We start from the raw sequence: 17,749 nt of genomic DNA on the forward strand, positions 1-17,749 counted from the left end.
AGTTCCATGTCATGCGAGACACATCCGGCCGTGGGCTCATCCTTCACCCCCGTTTGCCCTTGGTATCGGTTGGCGTTGGTGCTTGTCAGCGTCCGACCGGCTCATCGCCGTTGTCAGTGGCGGCGAGGTAGCGGTGATGCCGAGGGAGTCACCCTGGGCCTTCAGTAGCCGCGCGTATTCGATTTTGTCTTCCGGGTGGGCCACCGGCCGGCCAATCTGACGGCCGCTGGCCTCGGCCACGGCACGGGCGTGAGCCGCGCGTTCGGCGGTGAAGGTGCGTTCCATCTCGGCGAACAGGGCTAGCAGCAGGAAGGCGAGTAGTCGGCTCAAGCCATCGCGGTCGATGGTGGTGCCGGTCTTCTTGTCCATGTAGATCCGCTCGACAGGGATCCCCGCCGAGGCGAGCGCGTCGAGTTGCCGTTCGAGGGATTGCTTGCCGACGATGCGAAGCAACGGCCGTAGTCCCTGGCCGGTACCCGAGCCGCGAACTGTCCTTAGCCATGATCCAAAACCGTGATCAAACCGAGACGCCAGTCGGCGGCTCCTGCGTTATCGCAGGTCAGACGCAACTTCGTGGAAAATTTCTGCATTGCTACCGGGACCCCTGAGGGCGCCACGACGGCACCGCCGGAGCCCAGTCAGGTTGCCGCACCTCGATGGGGAGGTGCCAGGTCCGCACAGCATGGCGTTGTGCCGGAAAAGCGGCAGGTCTTGCGGTGCCGAGGCGGGGATCAGCGCTCCAAGTGAGATGTGGGCTTCGATCGGCTCGCGGAACCGTTTCGGGTCGCGGTTGCCAAAAGCGAGCTTGAGTACCAGGGACGCGCCTTCGGGGAGAGGCTGAGGCTAGTCGGTGGCCCGCGCTCGCCACGTCCAAGATTTGATCAGCGGAACGGACTCCCCGACCGAGCGCGTCGCAGTCAACGGTGATCTCCCCGACGACGACCTTGGTGCCGGAACTCCGTGGCGTCGGAAAGCGGCCGTCTGCGGCAGCCGCTCGAGGAGCGGGAGGATGCTCGGGCGGACGTCGCGCCGGTGCATTCCGGAACGGCTCGGCGCGATTCCCGCGAGGACGTGGAGGTGGTCGGAGTCGGCGTACGTGAACCCGGCGAGCGGTATGCGGCCGATGTCGCGCTACTTCGCGATCGCCTCGCGGACGGCCGGGACGATCTCCTGCGCCCAGCGGGCCAGGACGGTGAGGTCAACGGCGCCGTGGCCGTCGGAGAAGAGCGTGAAGCCCGACGCGCCGTGCTCCAGCACGGCTCCGGTCAGCTCCTCGACCCACTGGCCGACGGAGCCGCCGAGCCAGCGGCCGTCGCGGTCGCGGGTGGCGGGCAGCGGCCGGTCGGTGATGCGTCCGGGGAAGTTGAAGACCGTACGGATCTCGCTCGGATCGCGGCCCACGGATGCCGCCGCCTCGTCGATGATCGGCCGGGAGGTTCGGTAGCGTTCGCTGAGCCAGTCGGCCGCGTGGCCGGGGATCCAGCCGTCGGCCACCCGGCCGGTGGCGGCCAGGGACTTCGCGCCGACCGAGCCGGTCCACACGGGCGGCGCGGCGACGGGAGCGGGCTCGATCTGGTGCACCTGGTAGTGGTTGCCCTCGTAGGTGACCGGCGGGCCGCCGCCCGACAGCAGCTTGACCAGGACGATCGCCTCCTCGAAGGCGTCCACGGCCGCGCCGGGCGTCAGCCGCGGCACTCCCATGTCGGCGATGCGGTCCCACAGCCCGCCCGCGCCCATGCCGAGCACGATCCGGCCGTCCGACAGTGCCGACAGCGACGTCACCGTCCTGGCCAGCATGGCGGGCGGCCGGGTCGGCAGGTTGGTGACGTTGGCGAAGCCGGCGATGTGCCGCGTACGCCCGAGGATGAAGCCGAGCGCGGCATACGCGTCCAGACGCTCGCCTATGTAGGGATGGTCGGACAAGGTGAAGATGTCCAGCCCGTCCTGGTCGGCCTGCTGGACCATGCGCAACAGCTCAGGCATGTCGTCAATGCTGGAATGCGCGCCAAAACCGAAGACGACGTTATGTGCGGACAACGTTCCGCCTTTCTCTGCGAATGATCGTCAGCGCGCCCTGATGGGCCGCGGCGAGTTGAGTTCGTACTACGAACCATATTAGTTCGCAGTACGAACTGCAACTCCCCCGCAGGGGTTCAGCGCGGGCGATCCGGTTCCACGAAGACGGTGGGCACCTTGTTGTCCGCCACGATCCGGCCGAGCAGCGCGGCGAGCGTGTCGCGTTCGGCCGGGGCGAACCCCGAGGTCAGCTCCTCGACGCGGCGGCAGGTCTCGGCGTAGAACTCATCGACCAGCTTGGCGCCCCGTGGGGTGAGCGCCACCCGTACCGCGCGGGAGTCCTGCGGGTCGGGCCGGCGTTGGACCAGGCCGTTGCGTTCGCTGCGGTCCACCAGGCCGGTCAGGCTCGACTTGGCCAGGCCGAGCATCGCGCCCAGTTCGCTCATGCCGTACGGCTGCGGCATCAAGACGCACAACAACTGGCCCTGCTGCTGGGTGAGGCCATACTCGCGGGCGGAATTCGCGTACACGGCATTCACCAGAAAGGTAGACCGTACGAGTGCGGCCACCGTCCCGATCTGGCCGTCGACATCTTTACTCACCGGCCCAGGCTAACAAACTTCGTGGGACGAACTACCGCTACGGGCGAGCCGCCTGGCAATCGGGAAGTGCGGCCGGGGTGGTCCGGGTCGCCGGGCGCATGGTCAGCATCAGTACGGCCAGCCCGGCGAAGATGACCGCGGCGATGACGCCGGTGACGTGCACGCAGGTAGTGAACGCCTCCCGCGCGGCGTGCAGCAGTTCCGCGCCCTGGCCGGCGGGCAGGTGCCGGCTGGCGGCGACCGCGCCCGCCAACGAGTCGGACGTGCCGTCCATCCGGCCTCGGTAGACCGCCGCGGCCACCACGCCGAGCAGCGCGAAGCCGAGCGAACCGCCGAAGTAGTTACTGGTCTCCGACATCGACGCCGCCGATCCGGCGCGCTCCGGCGGTACGGCCCCGACGACCAGCCCCGTGCCCAGCGCGAACAGCGGACCGGTGCCCAGCGCCAGCACGGTGATGCCGATCATCACCAGCGGCAGGGCGCTCGCCCCGCCGACGCCGACCAGCAGCAGGCTGCCCAGCGCTGACACCACCAGCCCGCCGGCGATGGCGGTCGGCTGCTTCATCCGCCGGGCCAGCGCGGGCGCGGCCATGGTGCCGACCGCCGTGCCCAGGCCCATGGGCGCGAACAGCAGCGCCGACGCGACCGGCGAGAAGCCCAGCACGCTCTGCAGGTACTGGGTCACCAGCAGGCCCGTACCGGCCATGGCGATGCCGGCGAAGACCAGCGCGATGAGTACGGCCGTGAACGGGCGGTTGCGGAGCAGCCGCAGGTCCAGCAGCGGCGTCTCCAGCCGCAGCTGCCGGCGGACGAACAGCACTCCGACGGCCGCGCCGACGACGAGGGCCACCGCCGGGACGACCGGCACGCTCTCGACCGGCAGCTGCTTGATCCCATACACCATCAACAGCACCGCCATGAGCGACAGCCCCACGCTGGTCAGGTCCAGCCGGCCGGCCTGGTCGGTACGGAACTCTGGCAGCAGGACCGGCCCGGCGAGCAGCAGCAACGCCATCGCCGGCACGGCGACCAGGAACACCGATCCCCACCAGAAGTGCTGGAGCAGGAATCCGGCGAGCACGGGCCCGAGCGCGCCGCCGGTGAACTGGCAGGTCGCCCAGATCGCGATGGCCTGCCCGCGCTGCCGTTGATCGTGGAACATGTTGGTGATCAAGGCGAGTGTGGACGGCATCAGGGTCGCGCCGGCGCCACCCAGCAGCGCACGCGCGACGATCAGCATCAGCGGGCTGACCGAGAAGGCGGCGACGACCGACAGCACCGCGAACGCCGCTCCCCCGATCATCAGCAGCCGGCGGCGGCCGATCCGGTCGCCGAGCGTTCCCATCGTGATGACCAGGCCGGCCACCATGAATCCATAGCTGTCACTGATCCACAGTTGCTGGACGTTGGTGGCGCCCAGTCCGGCGCTCAGCTGTGGGAGCGCGAGGAGCAGCGCCGTCATGTCCATCGCGACGAGCAAGGTCGGCAGCACCAGGACGATCAATCCCAGCCACGCCCGGTTGACTCGCATATCCGAAACTCCCTGATTGTTCGGTCGACGTTTCGCCGGGTGGTCGGAGCGGTCGCGAGCTTCTTGACATCGCCGCGGTCGCGCGCCAGTGAAAAACTCGCGGGTAAGTTTTGGCGGGGGATGTCAAGACGACGGCGGCGGCTCCGACCAACCGGTCGAAGGGCCCCGGCCGGGGCTCGCGACCACAAGGAGTACGAGATGAAGTTCCTGATCAGCATGCACATCAACCCGGCCGTGCTGGACGCGCTGACCGACCCGGAGAAGGCGGCGATCGGCGACGGCCACGGCGCGTTCATCGAGGCGCTGAAGAAGTCCGGCGAGCTGATCACCACCCAGGCGCTGGTCGACCCGTCGCAGGCTGCCGTGGTGTCCGTACGCAACGGCCAGCCGGTCGTGACCGACGGCCCTTTCCTGGAGGCGAAGGAGTATCTGGGCGGCTTCTACCTGATCGACTGCGAGAACAAGGAGCGGGCGATCGAGCTGGCGACGCAGATCCCGGACACCGCGATCGAGGGTCTGGGGGTAGAGGTGCGGCAGGTGATGTTCGCTGACGGACAATTGGAGGCATGACGACATCGGCCATCGAGGACCTGCTGCGTGAACTCACGCCGCAGGTCCTCGGCATGTTGGTACGGCGGAACGGGCAGTTCGAGGCGTGCGAGGACGCCCTGCAGGAGGCCGTCCTCGCCGCCACCGTGCAGTGGCCGGCCGAAGGGCTGCCGGAAAACCCGCGCGGCTGGCTGATGACCGTCGCGTCCCGGCGGCTCATCGACCAGATGCGCAGCGACCACGCGCGCCGCGAACGGGAGTCGGCGACAGCCACCGAGGTGGTGCCCGAGGACGTGCCGGACACCGACGACACGCTCGTCCTGCTGTTCCTGTGCTGCCATCCGACGCTGACCGCGGCCTCCCAGACCGCCCTGACGCTGCGTGCGGTCGGCGGCCTGACGACCGCTGAGATCGCCCGTGCGTTCCTGGTGCCGGAGGCCACGATGGCGGCCAGGATCAGCCGGGCCAAACAGCGCATCAAGGCGGCCGGCAGCTCGTTCAGCCTGCCGGAAGGCGCGGAGCGCGAGGAGCGGCTGCGGGTCGTCCTGCACGTGCTCTACCTGATCTTCAACGAGGGTTACACCGCCTCCTCGGGCAGCGAGTTGCACCGCACCGACCTCGCGCACGAGGCGATCCGGCTGGCCAGGATGGTGCACGCGCAGCTGCCCGAGGACGACGAGGTGACCGGGCTGCTCGCGCTGATGCTGCTGACCGACGCCCGCCGGGAGGCACGTACGACGGCGACCGGCGACCTGGTGCCGCTGGACGAGCAGGATCGTACGAAGTGGGACCGCGCGCTGATCGACGAGGGCACCGAGCTGGTCAAGGCGTCACTGGCCGGCCCGGCGCTGGGGCCCTACCAGTTGCAGGCCGCCATCGCCGCCACGCACGACGACGCGGACACGGCCGCGGCGACCGACTGGGCTCAGGTGCACGCGCTGTACCTGGTCCTGGAACGGATCGCGCCCAACCCGATGGTCACCCTCAACCGGGCCATCGCGCTCGCCGAGACCGAGGGCCCGCAGGCCGGGCTGGCCCTGCTGGCCACATTGGACAGTGACGAGCGGATGGCCGGGCATCACCGGTTGCTGTCCGTACGGGCGCATCTGCTGGAGAAGGCGGGAGACGCGGCGGGGGCGTACGAGCACTTCCGGCTCGCCGCGAAGTCCACGGCCAGCATCGCCGAGCAGCGCTACCTGGAGTCCCGGGCCGGCCGGGTGCGCACGTCCTAGGCGGCATGTCACAGATGGGCGGGCTGTCTCGTCTCGGGTTCCGAAGACAAGCTCTGGGATCCGGAAGGTGATGGTCATGCGGGTGTTCGTGGCGGGCGGGGCCGGGGTGTTGGGGCGGCGGCTGGTGCCGCAGCTGGTGGCGCGTGGCCACGAGGTGACGGCGACGACGACGAGCACGGCCAAGCGGGGCCTGCTGGAGCGGCTGGGCGCCGAGGCGGTCGTGATGGACGGGCTGGATGCGATGTCGGTCGGTGAGGCGGTGGCCCAGGCCCGGCCGGACGTGATAGTGCACCAGATGACCGCCATCTCCGGCAAGCCGGATATCAAGCACTTCGACCGCTGGTTCGCCACCACCAACCGGCTGCGCACCGAGGGGACGGACCACCTGCTGGCCGCCGCCGAAGCGACCGGCGTGTCCCACTTCGTCGCGCAGAGCTATGGCTCCTGGAACGGCATCCGCGAGGGCGGATGGGTGAAGACCGAGGAGGAGCCGCTGGACCCGACGAGCACGGGCAAGGGGGCGGCGGCGATCCGCCACCTTGAGGACGTGGTCGTCAAGGCCGGCGGCGCGGTCCTGCGCTACGGCGCGTTCTACGGGCCGGGCGCCACCGATGATCAGGTCGAGCTCGTGCGCAAGCGGCAGTACCCGGTCGTCGGGAACGGCGCCGGCCACAGCTCATGGGTGCATCTCGACGACGCGGCGAGCGCCACGCTCCTGGCCGTGGAGCGCAAGGTGAAGGGCGTGTTCAACATCGTCGACGACGAGCCGGCCCCGGCCCGCGAGTGGCTGCCCTACCTGGCGGCGTGCGCGGGGGCGAAGCCGCCGATGCGGGTCCCGGTGTGGCTCGCGCGGCCACTGGCCGGGAGTACGGCGGTGGCGATGATGACCCAGGGGCGCGGCTTCTCCAACGCCAAGGCCAAGCGGGAGCTGGGCTGGCGGCTGCGCTATCCCTCCTGGCGGCAGGGCTTCAAGGAGGAGCTGGCGTGACGCGCGCGGAGGAGTTCGTGGAGCTGCGGCCGCTGCTGTTCTCCATCGCCTACCGGATTCTGGGCAGCGTGAGCGAGGCCGAGGACGCGGTCCAGGAGACCTGGCTGCGCTACGAGGCATCCCCGACGCGACCTGCCTCTACCAAGGCGTTCCTGTCGGCCACGGTGTCCCGGATCGCGATCGACGTGCTGCGCTCGGCACGCGTCCGGCGGGAGGAGTACGCCGGGCAGTGGTTCCCCGAGCCGCTGCTCGCCGACCCGTACGAGGATCCGGAGCGGTCGGCGGAGCTGGCCGACTCCGTATCGATGGCGGCCCTGTTGCTGCTGGAGCGGCTCAGCCCGCTCGAACGGGCGGTCTTCGTGCTGCGGGAGGTGTTCGGGTTCGGCTTCGGGGAGGTCGCCTCGGCGGTGGGCAGGTCGGAGGCGGCCTGCCGCCAGCTCGCCGTGCGGGCGCGCCGCCACATGGACGCGGGCCGCGCCCGGTTCGCGGCCGATCGACGGGAGCGGGCGGCGCTCGCCGAGCGATTCTTCGACGCTTTCCGGGAAGGGGACGTCGACGGCCTGCGGAAGCTGCTCGCCGCCGACGTACAGATGATCGGCGACAGCGGAGGCAAGGCCCCGCTGTGGGGCAAGGGCGTCTTCGGCGCCGCGAACGTGGCCCGGACGCTGGCCGCGATCGTCGCGCCGTTCGCCCGGATCGGCGGCGTCGTGGAGCCGCACGAGGTGAACGGCCGGCCGGGCGCCATCTTCCGCGACCGGGACGGCAACGTCGTCAACATCCTGGCGCTCGACACCCTCGACGGGCAGATCCAGACGATCCGCGCGGTGCTCAACCCCGACAAGCTGCGGCACCTGGGCCCGGTGGCGGACGCCTGGGCGGTGGTTCGCGAGGCGAACCAGGCCCGCCGGCCCACGAACTGACCATACGCGCCGACCTGATGCTGTCGTAACCAAGGAAGGACAGCCGTCATGTTCATCACAGTCTTCGGAGCCAACGGTCCGACCGGCCGCCTGCTCACCGGCCAGGCACTCGCGGCCGGGCATCGGGTCACCGCGGTCACCCGGCAGCCGGGCTCCTTTCCGCTGCGCCGGCGCCGCGGGGACCCGGCCGCCGGGCAGCGCGTGGCGCGGGACGGCCACCTCCGTGCTGGTCGCCGCCTCGCCCCTGCTCGACGGGGTCAGCGGCCGGTACTTCGAGGACTGCGAGGAGGCCGAGCCCCGCCACCCGGACGACCCGCACGGAGGCGTCGCGGACTACGCGCTGGATGCCGACCAGGCCGCCGGCCGGCGGGAGGTCTCCGTCACGTCGCCGGATTCCCGGAAGAATGGCCCTGACCTGCGGGGGAAGTGGGTTCCTAAGGCTGTACCGCGAACGCCCGAAGGAGTACATCGTGAGCGCCACCACGCCCCGCTCGTCCGGCCGACCGCTGGCGCTGGTGACCGGCGCGTCGGCCGGGATCGGCTACGAACTGGCTCGGTTGTTCGCCCGCGACGGCTACGACCTGGTGGCCACCGGCCGCAGCATCGGCGCGCCTTCCTCGACACCGACCTGGACGACGAACTGGACCTGATCTCCCTGAACATCGCCTCGGTCGTCCACCTGGTCAAGCACGTGGCCCGGCACATGGCCGCCAACCGCAACGGAAGGATCCTGATCGCCTCATCCCTGCCCACGCCGTACGAGACCGTCTACGGACCCTCCCGCGCCTTCACCTACATGTTCGCCGAAGGCCTGCGTGAGGAACTGAAGGAGCACGGCGTGAGCGTGACCCCCCTGCTGCCCGGAGCCACCGACTTCGCCGGTGAGGCCGACGCCCAGGACGCCAACACCTTGTCGCGCTACGACCCAGTCAAGCAGGTGGCGTTGCTGGCCTGTCTGACGCACACCGCCCGGATGCGGGCCCGCGACGACCTGGCCGAGATGTTGTGCAAGCGGATGGCCTCCCACGTCAAGCGGGCCAAGGGGGAGCTTGAGGAGATTCGCGCCCGCCAGCGCGCGACCAGCGAGCGGCTGATCGGCACCTACCGTCAGGTGCTGCAACGTCTCGACCCCGGCAGCGAGACCTCGGCCGCCGGAGTCGAGGCGGTGGCGCGGGCCATGGAGGCGGTGACCTCGTGCGCCGGTAACGCCGGGCAGGTCCAGGCGCTGGGCGAGATGCTGTCGGCGCTCGTGGTGCAGACCCACAGCGTGCAGGCGGTGCGGGCGGCGGTGGAGCAGGCCGGCGGGTTCGCCGCGCAACTGGCCGACATCGAGGAGGTGGCCGCCTTCCACGGCGAGGCGCACGAGCTGCTGGTGTACCGGTTCTTCAAGAAGGACCGGCCGGCGCTGTTCGAGCTGGCGGGTAAGCTGCGGCTGAAGGCCACCTCCAGCGACGATTCGGTGCTGGCCGCGCTGGCGCACGCCCGTGAGCACTCACCCAAGCGGCGCGACTTCATCCCGCTGCCGCCCCCGGTGGAGGAGGATGAGCCGGAGTCGGGCATCGCGTTCGCCTCGGGCAACTGGCGGCGCGCGGTGACCGACCGGCGCCGTCTCGGCAGGGTGGCGCGGCGGCACTTCGAGGCGATGGTGTTCTGCTACCTGGCAGAGGAACCGCGTACCGGTGACGTGGCCGTGCTCGGCTCGAACGAGTACGCCGACTGGGGTGCCCACCTGCTGCCCTGGGAAGAATGCCAGCCGAAGCTGGCCGCCTTCTGCGAGAAGGTCGGCCTGCCCGACACCCCCGCCGGCTTCGTCGCCCACCTCAAGGACGCCCACCTGAGCGCGGCCGCGCACCTGGACGCCGGCTACCTCGACAACGCCGACCTGGTCATCGACGAGGGTGGTGTGCCCACCCTGAAGCGCCGCCGCGGTAAGGGCAGCGATGCGGAGGCCGAACGGCTGGCGGCCGCGATCGAACGGCGGATGCCCGAACGCTCGCTGCTGTCCATCGTCGCGCGCACCGCCCACTGGCTCACCTGGTATCGCCACTTCGGCCCCGCCTCCGGCTCCGACCCCAAGATCAAGGACAAGCTGGGGCGGTACTCACTGGCAGTGTTCGCCGGCGGCATCAACATCGGCCCGTACGAGGCGGCCAAGCACATCGCCGGCGTCACCGCCCGCGAGCTGTCCATGGTCCGCAACCGGCACATCACCCTGAAGAAACTGAACGCCGCGATCGCCGATGTGGTCAACGCCTTCGCCGAGCTGGACGTGGTCAAGGCCTGGGGGGACGGCAGCACGGTGGCCGCCGACGGCACCCAGGTGGACACCTACATCGACAACCTGCTGGCCGAGACCAGCATCCGGTACGGAGGATTCGGCGGCATCGCCTACCACTACATCTCCGACACCTACGTGGCGCTGTTCTCCCGGTTCATCCCGTGCGGGGTGTGGGAGGCGGTGCACCTCATCGAAGGGCTGCTGGCCAACACCTCCGACATCCAGCCCTCCACCGTGCACGCCGACACCCAAGGCCAGAACTTCCCGGTCTTCGCCCTGGCGACCTTGTTCGGGTTCGACCTGATGCCGCGCATCCGCAACTTCAAGGACCTGATCTTCTTCCGCGCCTCTGAGAAGATCGTCTACCCGCACATCGACCAGCTGTTCGGGGAGAGCGGCCGCAACGTGATCGACTGGAAGCTGATCGACAAGCACTGGATCGACCTGATGCAGGTGGCGATCTCCATCAGCGAGGGCCGCCTGTCCTCGGCCACGCTGATGCGGCGCCTGCGGTCCAACTCCCGCAAGAACCGCATCTACAAGGCCTTCCGCGAGGTCGGCCGCAGCGTGCGCACCGTCGCCTTGTTGCGGTATCTGGCCGATCCGGCGCTGCGGGCGCGGGTCACCGCGGCGACCAACAAGGTCGAGTCCTACAACGGATTCTCCAAGTGGCTCGGGTTCGGCGGGGTGCTGGCCGACAACGACCCCGAAGAGCAGGAGAAACTGATCAAGTTCAACACCCTGCTGGCCAACCTGGTCGTCTTCCACAACGCGCTGGACATCTCCGACATCGTGCGGCAGCTGGTGGCCGAGGGCTGGAGTATCACCGCCGATCAGCTCGGCCAGATCGCTCCCTACCTGCGGGCCCACATCAGCCGCTTCGGCGCGTACGCCACCGACGAGCTCCGTCAGCAGCCGGATCCGTTCGACCCCCTGCTGAAGGAGGTCGACTTCACCGACGTCGAACTGGCCGCTTGATCACTGAGGTGTTGGTGTCGGTTGGCGAACTGTCTCTGTGTGGTGAAGAAAGGGCGGGCGGTCTTGTCGTCCCGATCGCCGCCCCGGCCCGATCTCCTTGGGAGGGCTAATTGGAGCGCTTGTTCTTCTTCCTGGATGCGGCCGCGTTGGAGACCGCGCGTCAGAAGCGTCGGCGGCACAATCGGCTGGGCTTCGCGGTGCAGTGGCGGACGGTGCGGATACTCGGCACGTTCCTCGAGGACCCGGTGGACGTGCCGCGTGTGGTGGCCGAGTACGCGGCGAGCAACTGGGTGTCGATGATCCGTCGTGCTTGAAGGAGTACAGGGAGCGGCTGCAGACCCACTATGAGCACGCGTGGGAGATCTGGGACCTGCTGGGATTTCGGGACTTCGCCGATGCCGAGGCGCAGGTCACGGCGTTCGTCGCCTGGCGGGTGGCCGCGACGCGGGACTCGCGACGGGAGCTGTTCGATCGGGCGGTGCTGTGGTTGATCGAGGAGCGGGTTCTGTTGCCGGGGATCTCGACGCTGGCGCGGCTGGTGCGGGAGGTCCAGCAGTCCGGCCTGGAGAACATCAACGCCGCGGTGGTGGCTCCGGGTCCCGGCGCACATGCGGCGGGAGTTGATCGGCACGCTGGAGGTGCCGGACGGCAAGCGGGTCTCGACGCTGGAATGGATGCGCACGCCGGTGACCGAGCTGTCGGGGACAGGGATGAGCGACGCGCTCGATCGCACCTCCTACGTGCTGGGGCTGGGCGCCGGGGTGGTGGATCTGTCGGCGGTGGCGCCGGTGAAGCTGGCCGAGCTGGCCTCTTATGGACTGCATGCCAAGGCCGCGAAGATCAAGCAGTTGCAGGGTGAGCGGCGGGTGGCCACGCTGGTGGCCACCTCCGGGCGATGGGAGGTGACACGCATCCCATCGCCCGGAGGCCCTCGTCAGGTCAAGCACTCAGCGGAGTGTCACCAACCTCCGGCCTCGATGCGAAGCGGCCCGCGACGATGAAGAGCGCCTTGCACACGGAGAGCAGGCGGCGCCTACGGCAGGGAACGCTTCGTCTGGGTGCGCGAAGTGGCCTCCTCCAGCTCACCTTCCACCACCTCCAGGTCCTTCAGCGCAACCGTCGCTCGCAGCGTCTTGCTGCCCGTCTCCGGGAGCGTGAAGTAGACGGCGAGGCAGACAGCGACGACCACGATCATGTAGAGAGCGACGTACTTGGGTTGCCCGGCGCCGACGAACGCGGCAGCAATCAGAGGGGCGGTGCCGCCGAAGATAGCGATCACCAGCTGGTGGGAGAAGCCGATGCCGGCCACCCGGACCGACGCGGGGAACAGCTCCGCCTGGATGGTCGGGTACACCGCCTGCCAGATGCCCAGGACGAGCCATCCTGATGCGGCCACCACGACGTAGACCCAGAAGCCCGGCCGGTCGAGGAGGAGGAGCAGAGGGTAGAAGAGCACGATCATGCCGGCCGCACCCACGATGGGGAAGATCTTGCGCTGACCGAGCCGGTCCGACAGCGCGCCGCAGATCGGCACGACGATGACCAGAAGGGTGAGCCCGATGACGCTGCCGACCAGGGTGGAGCTCTTGTCCCGTCCGCTGGTGAGCTCGGCGTAGGTGGGCAGGAACGTCGCCCAGGTGTAGTAGGCCACGGCCGGCGCGGACAGCGCCGCTGTCTGCAGCAGGGCCTTCGGATGCTCACGGAGCAGAGCCAGCATCCGTGCCGGTGCCGACTTCTTGTCGACGAGGGAGCTGGCCTCGAACTCGGAGGTCTCGTCGGCGCGGGCCCGCAGGACGAGACCGACCACCCCCAGGAGGCCGCCCACGAGGAAGGGGATGCGCCAGCCCCAGGCCTCGAGCTCGTCCGGAGCGAGGACTGTGGCGAGGATCGCGGCGGCACCGGTCGCGGCGAGGGTCGCCAGGCCGCTCGCCATGTTCGAGATGGACCCGAACAGACCTCTCCTGTTCGGCGGGGCGTGCTCGACCATGAACGAGATAGCGCTCTGCTGCTCGCTGCCGGCCGATATACCCTGCAGGATCCGGGCCACCACGAAGAGGATGGGCGCCGCGTAGCCGATCGTGCCGTACCCGGGGGTGAGCGCAATGATCAGGGAGCCGAGCGCCATCCCGGACACGGACAGGGTCAGGATGGCCCGCCGGCCGTAGCGATCGGCTAGCGGCGAGACGATGACCCCGCTGAAGGGGCGGATCACGAACCCGATTCCGTATGTGAGCAGCGCCGCCATGAGCGAGGCGAACGGGGAGTGGCTCGGAAAGATCTGCGGGGCGAACACCGCACTCAGCAACCCGTAGAGGTACCAGTCGTACCACTCGACGAAGTGGCCGATCGTGCCCGCCACCATGTTGACCGGGCGGCGAGGGCGATCCAGAACTTCAGAGGGCCCCGGAGGGCTTGAAGGCCCGGAGCCGTCTGGTGAGTTCGTCGTCATTGAGAGCTCCTTGGAGGGTGTGATGCCGTGCTGGGCATCGTCAGGACTTGTTCGTCGAGGACATCGCCGTTCCCGTCAGCAGGCCCCTGTCGAGGGGGGCGAAAGTCAGCGGTTGGGCAGCGCCTTGGTGTTCCTGGACCGGTCGAGCTCGTCGAGCCTGGCTCCGGCCGTACGAGTCGTCATCGGCACCCGTCCAGGTCAGCACAGGCCGCCTGGCACCGATCTGCCACGAGACCCGTGCCGGGGGTGCGGAACCCGGCGAGGCGGATCTCAGGGGCCGAAGGTTCTGCGAGCTCCATGAGCGTCTCCGATGAGATCGGTTGCTGAGATCGGTTGCAGAGACAGTAAGGAGCATGCGACCATTTGTCAATCACACTCTCGGCCAAGGGAAACAGGTGTTCACCAAGCTTGCGACACTGCGCACGATCGACGAGTCAGGCGCTGTGCTCATCGTTCGGCTACCCGACGCGGACAGCGCGGAGCGCGTTGCGCACGCCGCGATCGAGGGCGGATTCCGCGCCCTGGAGATCACGCTCTCCATCCCAGGGGCCGTCGAGCTCATCCGACGGTTGGCCACCCGGTACGCACCGGACGGTGTCGCCGTGGGAGCGGGAACCGTCCTCGACGGCCACGCCGCGTACGAGTGCATCCGAGCCGGTGCTGCCTTCTTGGTCAGCCCGCAGCTCAACTCGGAGATGATCCGGGTCGCCAACCGCTACCAGGTGCCGACGATCAGCGGGGCCTTCACCCCGACCGAGATCCTCGAGACCGCTGAGGCGGGTGCGGACATCGTCAAGATGTTCCCGACCGAGAACGCGGGTATCCCGTACGCCAAGGCCGTGCTCGCGCCGCTGGCGCACCTGCCGATCATGCCCGCCGGTGGTGTAACTGTCGAGAACGTCAAGGAGTGGTTCGCCGCCGGTGTGGCGGGCGTCGGTGTGGGCAGCGCCGTAACCAAGGCGTGGCAGCCTGACGGCGACTTCACCCGGGTGACCGCCGCCGCCCGCGACCTCCTGGCAGCGGTGCGGGAAGCGCGCGGATGAACGCGCCGATCCTGCGCATCGTCATCGGCACGGCGGGCTCCGGCAAGTCGACGATCGCCCAGCGCCTCGCCCAGCAACACGGCGCCGCCTACCTCGACAAGGACACGATGAGCGCACGGTTCGTCGAGTCCGCCCTGGTGTCGGCCGGGTACGACCCCGGCGACCGCGAGGCCAACCAGTTCTACCGCGACAACATCCTGCCCCTCGAGTACGACTCGCTGCTCGACGTCGCCGGGGCCAACCTTCGCCTCGGTTGCCCCGTGGTGATCGACGCACCCTTCAGCCCCTACCTGTCCGACCCCACCTTCATCACCGCGGCCGCGGAGCGCTTCGACTGGCCGCCGGTCGACGTGGAGGTGGTACGGGTCCGCGTCTCCCCGAGGACGCTGCAGGACCGACTGCGCAAGCGTGGCCTCAAACGCGACCAGGTCAAGCTCGCCCATTGGGACGAGTACTGGGCCGTGCACGGCGGGCTGCGGTGCGCGTGGACCGGCGTACGGCTGTCAGAGCTCTCCAACGACGCGCTGGAGGCAGGGACCGCCTCGGACGTGACAGCCCCCTCGGTTGACTTCGAGCACGGAGGACGCGGCACGGACGGAGGCACCCGATGATCAGCGGAACTACCACACTCATCGCGCACCTGGGCTACCCCACGCACACGTTCAAGTCGTCGCTGATCTGCAACCCCTGGTTCGAGAAGAACGGCATCGACGCCGTCGTCGTCCCGATGGGGATCAAAGCCGAGGACTACCCGGACTTCTTCCGATCGATCTTCACCCTCAGCAACATCCGCGGTGCGCTGGTCACCATGCCGCATAAGGTCACCACCATGGAACTGGTGGACGAGATCAGCCCGGCCGCCGCAATCGCCGGCGCGACGAACGCCGTCCTGCGACGGGAGGACGGGTCGCTCATCGCCGACCAGTTCGACGGCGCCGGCTTCGTCCGCGGCATGCTGCGCAAGGGGTTCAATCCGAGTGGGAAACGCGCGCTGATCGTCGGCAACGGCGGGGTCGGTTCTTCGATCGCTGCGTCGCTGGCCAGCCTCAGCGTGGCCGAGATCGGCTTGTTCGATCCCCACGCAGCCGCCTCTGAAGCGCTCTCTCAGCGCATCGGCCTGCACTACTCGGACGTGAAGGTCGTGGTGGGGTCGAGGGATCCCGAGGGCTACGACCTGATCGTGAACGCCACCCCCATCGGAATGGAGGACGGCGATCCTCTGCCGGTCGACGTCGACCGCGTCGCCCCCGGTTCGTACGTCGGAGATGTGGTGCTCAAGACCGACATCACGCCGTTCCTGCAGGCAGCCAAGAACAAGGGCTGCACGATCCAGGTCGGCAGCGACATGTTGTTCGAGCTGATTCCCGCCTATCTGGAGTTCTTCGGCTTCGACGACGCCGCACCGGACGACCTGCGCAGCCAACGGTGACGACCACGGCTTATGGAAGGTGCGCGTTGCCAAGGAAATAGGGGTGTAACCAAGGTAAGCCCAAAAGCCACAATCGTCGTATCAGCGGATGGGCTGCTTTCCCAAGCTGGCCGATGCCCCGGAGATGGTGGCGGAGTTCGTCCGGCGCGTGGTGGAACTGCCGGAGGGAACCATACCGGTGCATGCTCGCCGCGCACCAGCGAACAGCACCGGGCGTTGATCCGCCAGCGAGTCGGTCTCACCTACGATCAGGCTCAGGCCCGCAAGGTCGCCGACGAGGTGATACGGACCGAGGCCGCGGCGAAGAACGACCCGGCCGACCTGATCGACACCGCGTTGGAGAAGCTAGTCGAGACCGGGCTGGAGCTGCCCGCGTTCTCGACGCTGGATGCGATGGCGTCGGCGCTGCGCGCCGAGGTGAACAAGGTGATCTGCGGGATAATCTACGAGCGTTTGAGCGAGGCGCATCGCGAGCGGCTGCTGAAGCTGCTGACTGAGCGTGGCCTGGACGGCAGACGCTGTTCAACCGGCTCAAGCAGAGCGCCGAACGGGCCAGTTGGTCGCATTTCAAGGACCTTGCCAAGCATTTGGCCTGGGTCGATGGCCTGGGCGACAGCACGGTGTGGGTGCAAGAGATGGCCGCGGGCAAGGTCGCCGACTTCGCCGGGGAGGCAGCCGCGGCCGATGCCGGAGTGCTGGGCGATTACGCGGTGATGAAGCGGGCGGCGGTGCTGGCTTGCCTGGTGCACAAGGCGCGGATGCGAGCCAGGGACGAGCTGGCCACGATGTTCGTCAAGCGGGTGGCGGCGAAGGTCAAGCGGGCCAAGACGGAACTGGAGGAGATCCACCGCCGGCAGCAGTCCCTGGTGGAGACATTGATCGCCAACTACCACACGCTGCTGCGGCAGGTCGATGACGGCGGTCCAGTGCAGGCCGGGCGTGCCGAAGCCGTAGAGCTGAGCGGTGAGGTGGTGCAGGCGCTGGCCGGACTGGACGATGGGGCTGACGTGGCCGAGGCCGCGCGCCGGTTGAACGGCCGGCTGGTGGCGGCCCTGATGGCGTTGACCGGCGCGGTGCGGGTGCAGGCCGGCGCGCTGGGCGCGGTGAGCGCCGCGGTGGACGGGCTGGGAGGGTTCGCCCAGCAGTATGAGCAGATCGAGAAGGTCTCAGCCCATCATGAGGACAACTGGGAGGTGCTGCTGTACGGGCAGCTGCGCAAGGACCGGGCGGTGATGTACGAGCTGACCGAGCTGCTAGAGCTGCGAGCCACCAGCGCCGATGACCGGGTGCTGCGGGCGCTGGAGCACGCGCGGCGGCATCGCACTGCCCGCGACTATCTGCCCGAAGTGGACGCCGACGGCCAGATGATCGACGTCTCCTTCGCCACCCAGAACTGGCAGAAGGCGGTGCGGGACCGGCACCGGCCCGGGATGCTGGTGCGCCGCCATTTCGAGGCGATGGTGTTTTGCTACCTGGCCGAGGAACTGCGCACCGGGGATGTGGCGGTGATCGGGTCGGAGGAGTACGCCGACTGGAGCCGGCAACTGCTGAGCTGGGAGGCGATAGAGGCCAAGCTGCCGCAGTACCTGGTGGACGTGGGCCTGCGCGAGGCCGGCGATGCGCGGCCGTTCGACGCCGCCGCCTTCACCGCCGAATTACGCGAAAAGCTGACCGCGGCGTCGGCCGCGGGCGACGGTGGCTATCCCGATAACGAAGACCTGTTCATCGACCCCA

At 68.9% G+C, this 17,749-nt stretch carries 16 protein-coding genes and 1 pseudogene; 12 read left to right on the plus strand and 5 right to left on the minus strand.

Features of this window, described 5'->3' with window-relative positions; genetic code table 11:
• Positions 1–36: 36 nt before the first annotated feature.
• From ACGFJ2_RS54185 to ACGFJ2_RS54200, 4 genes are all read right to left on the minus strand, one after another.
• Positions 37–453 (minus strand): hypothetical protein, encoded by a 417-nt coding sequence (locus ACGFJ2_RS54185; protein ID WP_393482400.1) that lies wholly within the window; start codon positions 451–453, stop codon positions 37–39.
• A gap of 678 nt (positions 454–1,131) precedes the next feature.
• On the minus strand, positions 1,132–2,037 hold the full coding sequence (locus ACGFJ2_RS54190) for an LLM class flavin-dependent oxidoreductase (RefSeq protein ID WP_357955207.1): 906 nt from the start codon (positions 2,035–2,037) through the stop codon (positions 1,132–1,134).
• A 116-nt stretch (positions 2,038–2,153) separates the two neighbouring features.
• The gene (locus ACGFJ2_RS54195; protein ID WP_357955208.1) at positions 2,154–2,618 is read right to left on the minus strand and encodes a MarR family transcriptional regulator; all 465 of its coding nucleotides are present in this window, start codon (positions 2,616–2,618) and stop codon (positions 2,154–2,156) included.
• A gap of 37 nt (positions 2,619–2,655) precedes the next feature.
• Complete coding sequence (locus tag ACGFJ2_RS54200) at positions 2,656–4,149, minus strand: MFS transporter (protein ID WP_393482403.1); 1,494 nt, start codon at positions 4,147–4,149, stop codon at positions 2,656–2,658.
• A gap of 198 nt (positions 4,150–4,347) precedes the next feature.
• On the opposite strand from ACGFJ2_RS54200, the gene ACGFJ2_RS54205 reads away from it, so the two are divergent.
• The 8 genes and pseudogenes from ACGFJ2_RS54205 to ACGFJ2_RS54240 all read left to right on the plus strand — a co-directional run bounded on the left by ACGFJ2_RS54205 (position 4,348) and on the right by ACGFJ2_RS54240 (position 12,095).
• Positions 4,348–4,719 carry a YciI family protein gene (locus tag ACGFJ2_RS54205; RefSeq protein WP_393482406.1) on the plus strand — a complete coding sequence of 124 codons (372 nt, stop codon included), beginning with the start codon at positions 4,348–4,350 and terminating at the stop codon, positions 4,717–4,719.
• Positions 4,716–5,930, plus strand: coding sequence for an RNA polymerase sigma factor (locus tag ACGFJ2_RS54210; RefSeq protein WP_393482409.1), 1,215 nt, complete (start codon positions 4,716–4,718; stop codon positions 5,928–5,930). Before ACGFJ2_RS54205 ends, ACGFJ2_RS54210 begins: the two co-directional genes overlap by 4 nt.
• Positions 5,931–6,006: 76 nt before the next feature.
• Positions 6,007–6,918, plus strand: a complete 912-nt coding sequence (locus ACGFJ2_RS54215; protein WP_393482412.1) for an NAD-dependent epimerase/dehydratase family protein — start codon at positions 6,007–6,009, stop codon at positions 6,916–6,918.
• A complete protein-coding gene (locus ACGFJ2_RS54220) occupies positions 6,915–7,838 on the plus strand; it encodes an RNA polymerase sigma-70 factor (RefSeq protein WP_357955216.1) in 924 nt (307 codons plus the stop codon). The genes ACGFJ2_RS54215 and ACGFJ2_RS54220 overlap by 4 nt, the downstream gene beginning before the upstream one ends.
• A gap of 470 nt (positions 7,839–8,308) precedes the next feature.
• Positions 8,309–8,488, plus strand: coding sequence for an SDR family NAD(P)-dependent oxidoreductase (locus ACGFJ2_RS54225; protein ID WP_393482549.1), 180 nt, complete (start codon positions 8,309–8,311; stop codon positions 8,486–8,488).
• An 11-nt stretch (positions 8,489–8,499) separates the two neighbouring features.
• On the plus strand, positions 8,500–11,094 hold the full coding sequence (locus ACGFJ2_RS54230) for an SDR family NAD(P)-dependent oxidoreductase (protein WP_393482534.1): 2,595 nt from the start codon (positions 8,500–8,502) through the stop codon (positions 11,092–11,094).
• A gap of 146 nt (positions 11,095–11,240) precedes the next feature.
• A pseudogene (locus tag ACGFJ2_RS54235) lies at positions 11,241–11,584 on the plus strand (DUF4158 domain-containing protein); the annotation flags it as partial.
• 118 nt (positions 11,585–11,702) lie between these two features.
• Positions 11,703–12,095 (plus strand): hypothetical protein, encoded by a 393-nt coding sequence (locus ACGFJ2_RS54240; RefSeq protein WP_393482552.1) that lies wholly within the window; start codon positions 11,703–11,705, stop codon positions 12,093–12,095.
• A gap of 32 nt (positions 12,096–12,127) precedes the next feature.
• Here the strand turns inward: ACGFJ2_RS54240 and ACGFJ2_RS54245 are convergent, their stop codons facing one another.
• On the minus strand, positions 12,128–13,543 hold the full coding sequence (locus ACGFJ2_RS54245) for an MFS transporter (protein ID WP_393482416.1): 1,416 nt from the start codon (positions 13,541–13,543) through the stop codon (positions 12,128–12,130).
• 395 nt (positions 13,544–13,938) lie between these two features.
• Between ACGFJ2_RS54245 and ACGFJ2_RS54250 the strand changes: the two genes are divergently transcribed.
• Genes ACGFJ2_RS54250 through ACGFJ2_RS54265 form a run of 4 tightly spaced genes read left to right on the plus strand, consistent with a single transcriptional unit; the run spans position 13,939 to position 16,729 of the window.
• The gene (locus ACGFJ2_RS54250) at positions 13,939–14,586 is read left to right on the plus strand and encodes a bifunctional 2-keto-4-hydroxyglutarate aldolase/2-keto-3-deoxy-6-phosphogluconate aldolase (protein ID WP_357955228.1); all 648 of its coding nucleotides are present in this window, start codon (positions 13,939–13,941) and stop codon (positions 14,584–14,586) included.
• Positions 14,583–15,197 (plus strand): AAA family ATPase, encoded by a 615-nt coding sequence (locus ACGFJ2_RS54255; protein ID WP_357955230.1) that lies wholly within the window; start codon positions 14,583–14,585, stop codon positions 15,195–15,197. The genes ACGFJ2_RS54250 and ACGFJ2_RS54255 overlap by 4 nt, the downstream gene beginning before the upstream one ends.
• A complete protein-coding gene (locus ACGFJ2_RS54260; protein ID WP_393482419.1) occupies positions 15,194–16,015 on the plus strand; it encodes a shikimate dehydrogenase family protein in 822 nt (273 codons plus the stop codon). The genes ACGFJ2_RS54255 and ACGFJ2_RS54260 overlap by 4 nt, the downstream gene beginning before the upstream one ends.
• A gap of 12 nt (positions 16,016–16,027) precedes the next feature.
• Positions 16,028–16,729, plus strand: a complete 702-nt coding sequence (locus tag ACGFJ2_RS54265) for a DUF4158 domain-containing protein (protein ID WP_393482422.1) — start codon at positions 16,028–16,030, stop codon at positions 16,727–16,729.
• Positions 16,730–17,749: the final 1,020 nt, after the last annotated feature.

Origin of the sequence: Nonomuraea sp. NPDC049028, assembly GCF_043197735.1 — a bacterium.
GTDB lineage: Bacteria > Actinomycetota > Actinomycetes > Streptosporangiales > Streptosporangiaceae > Nonomuraea.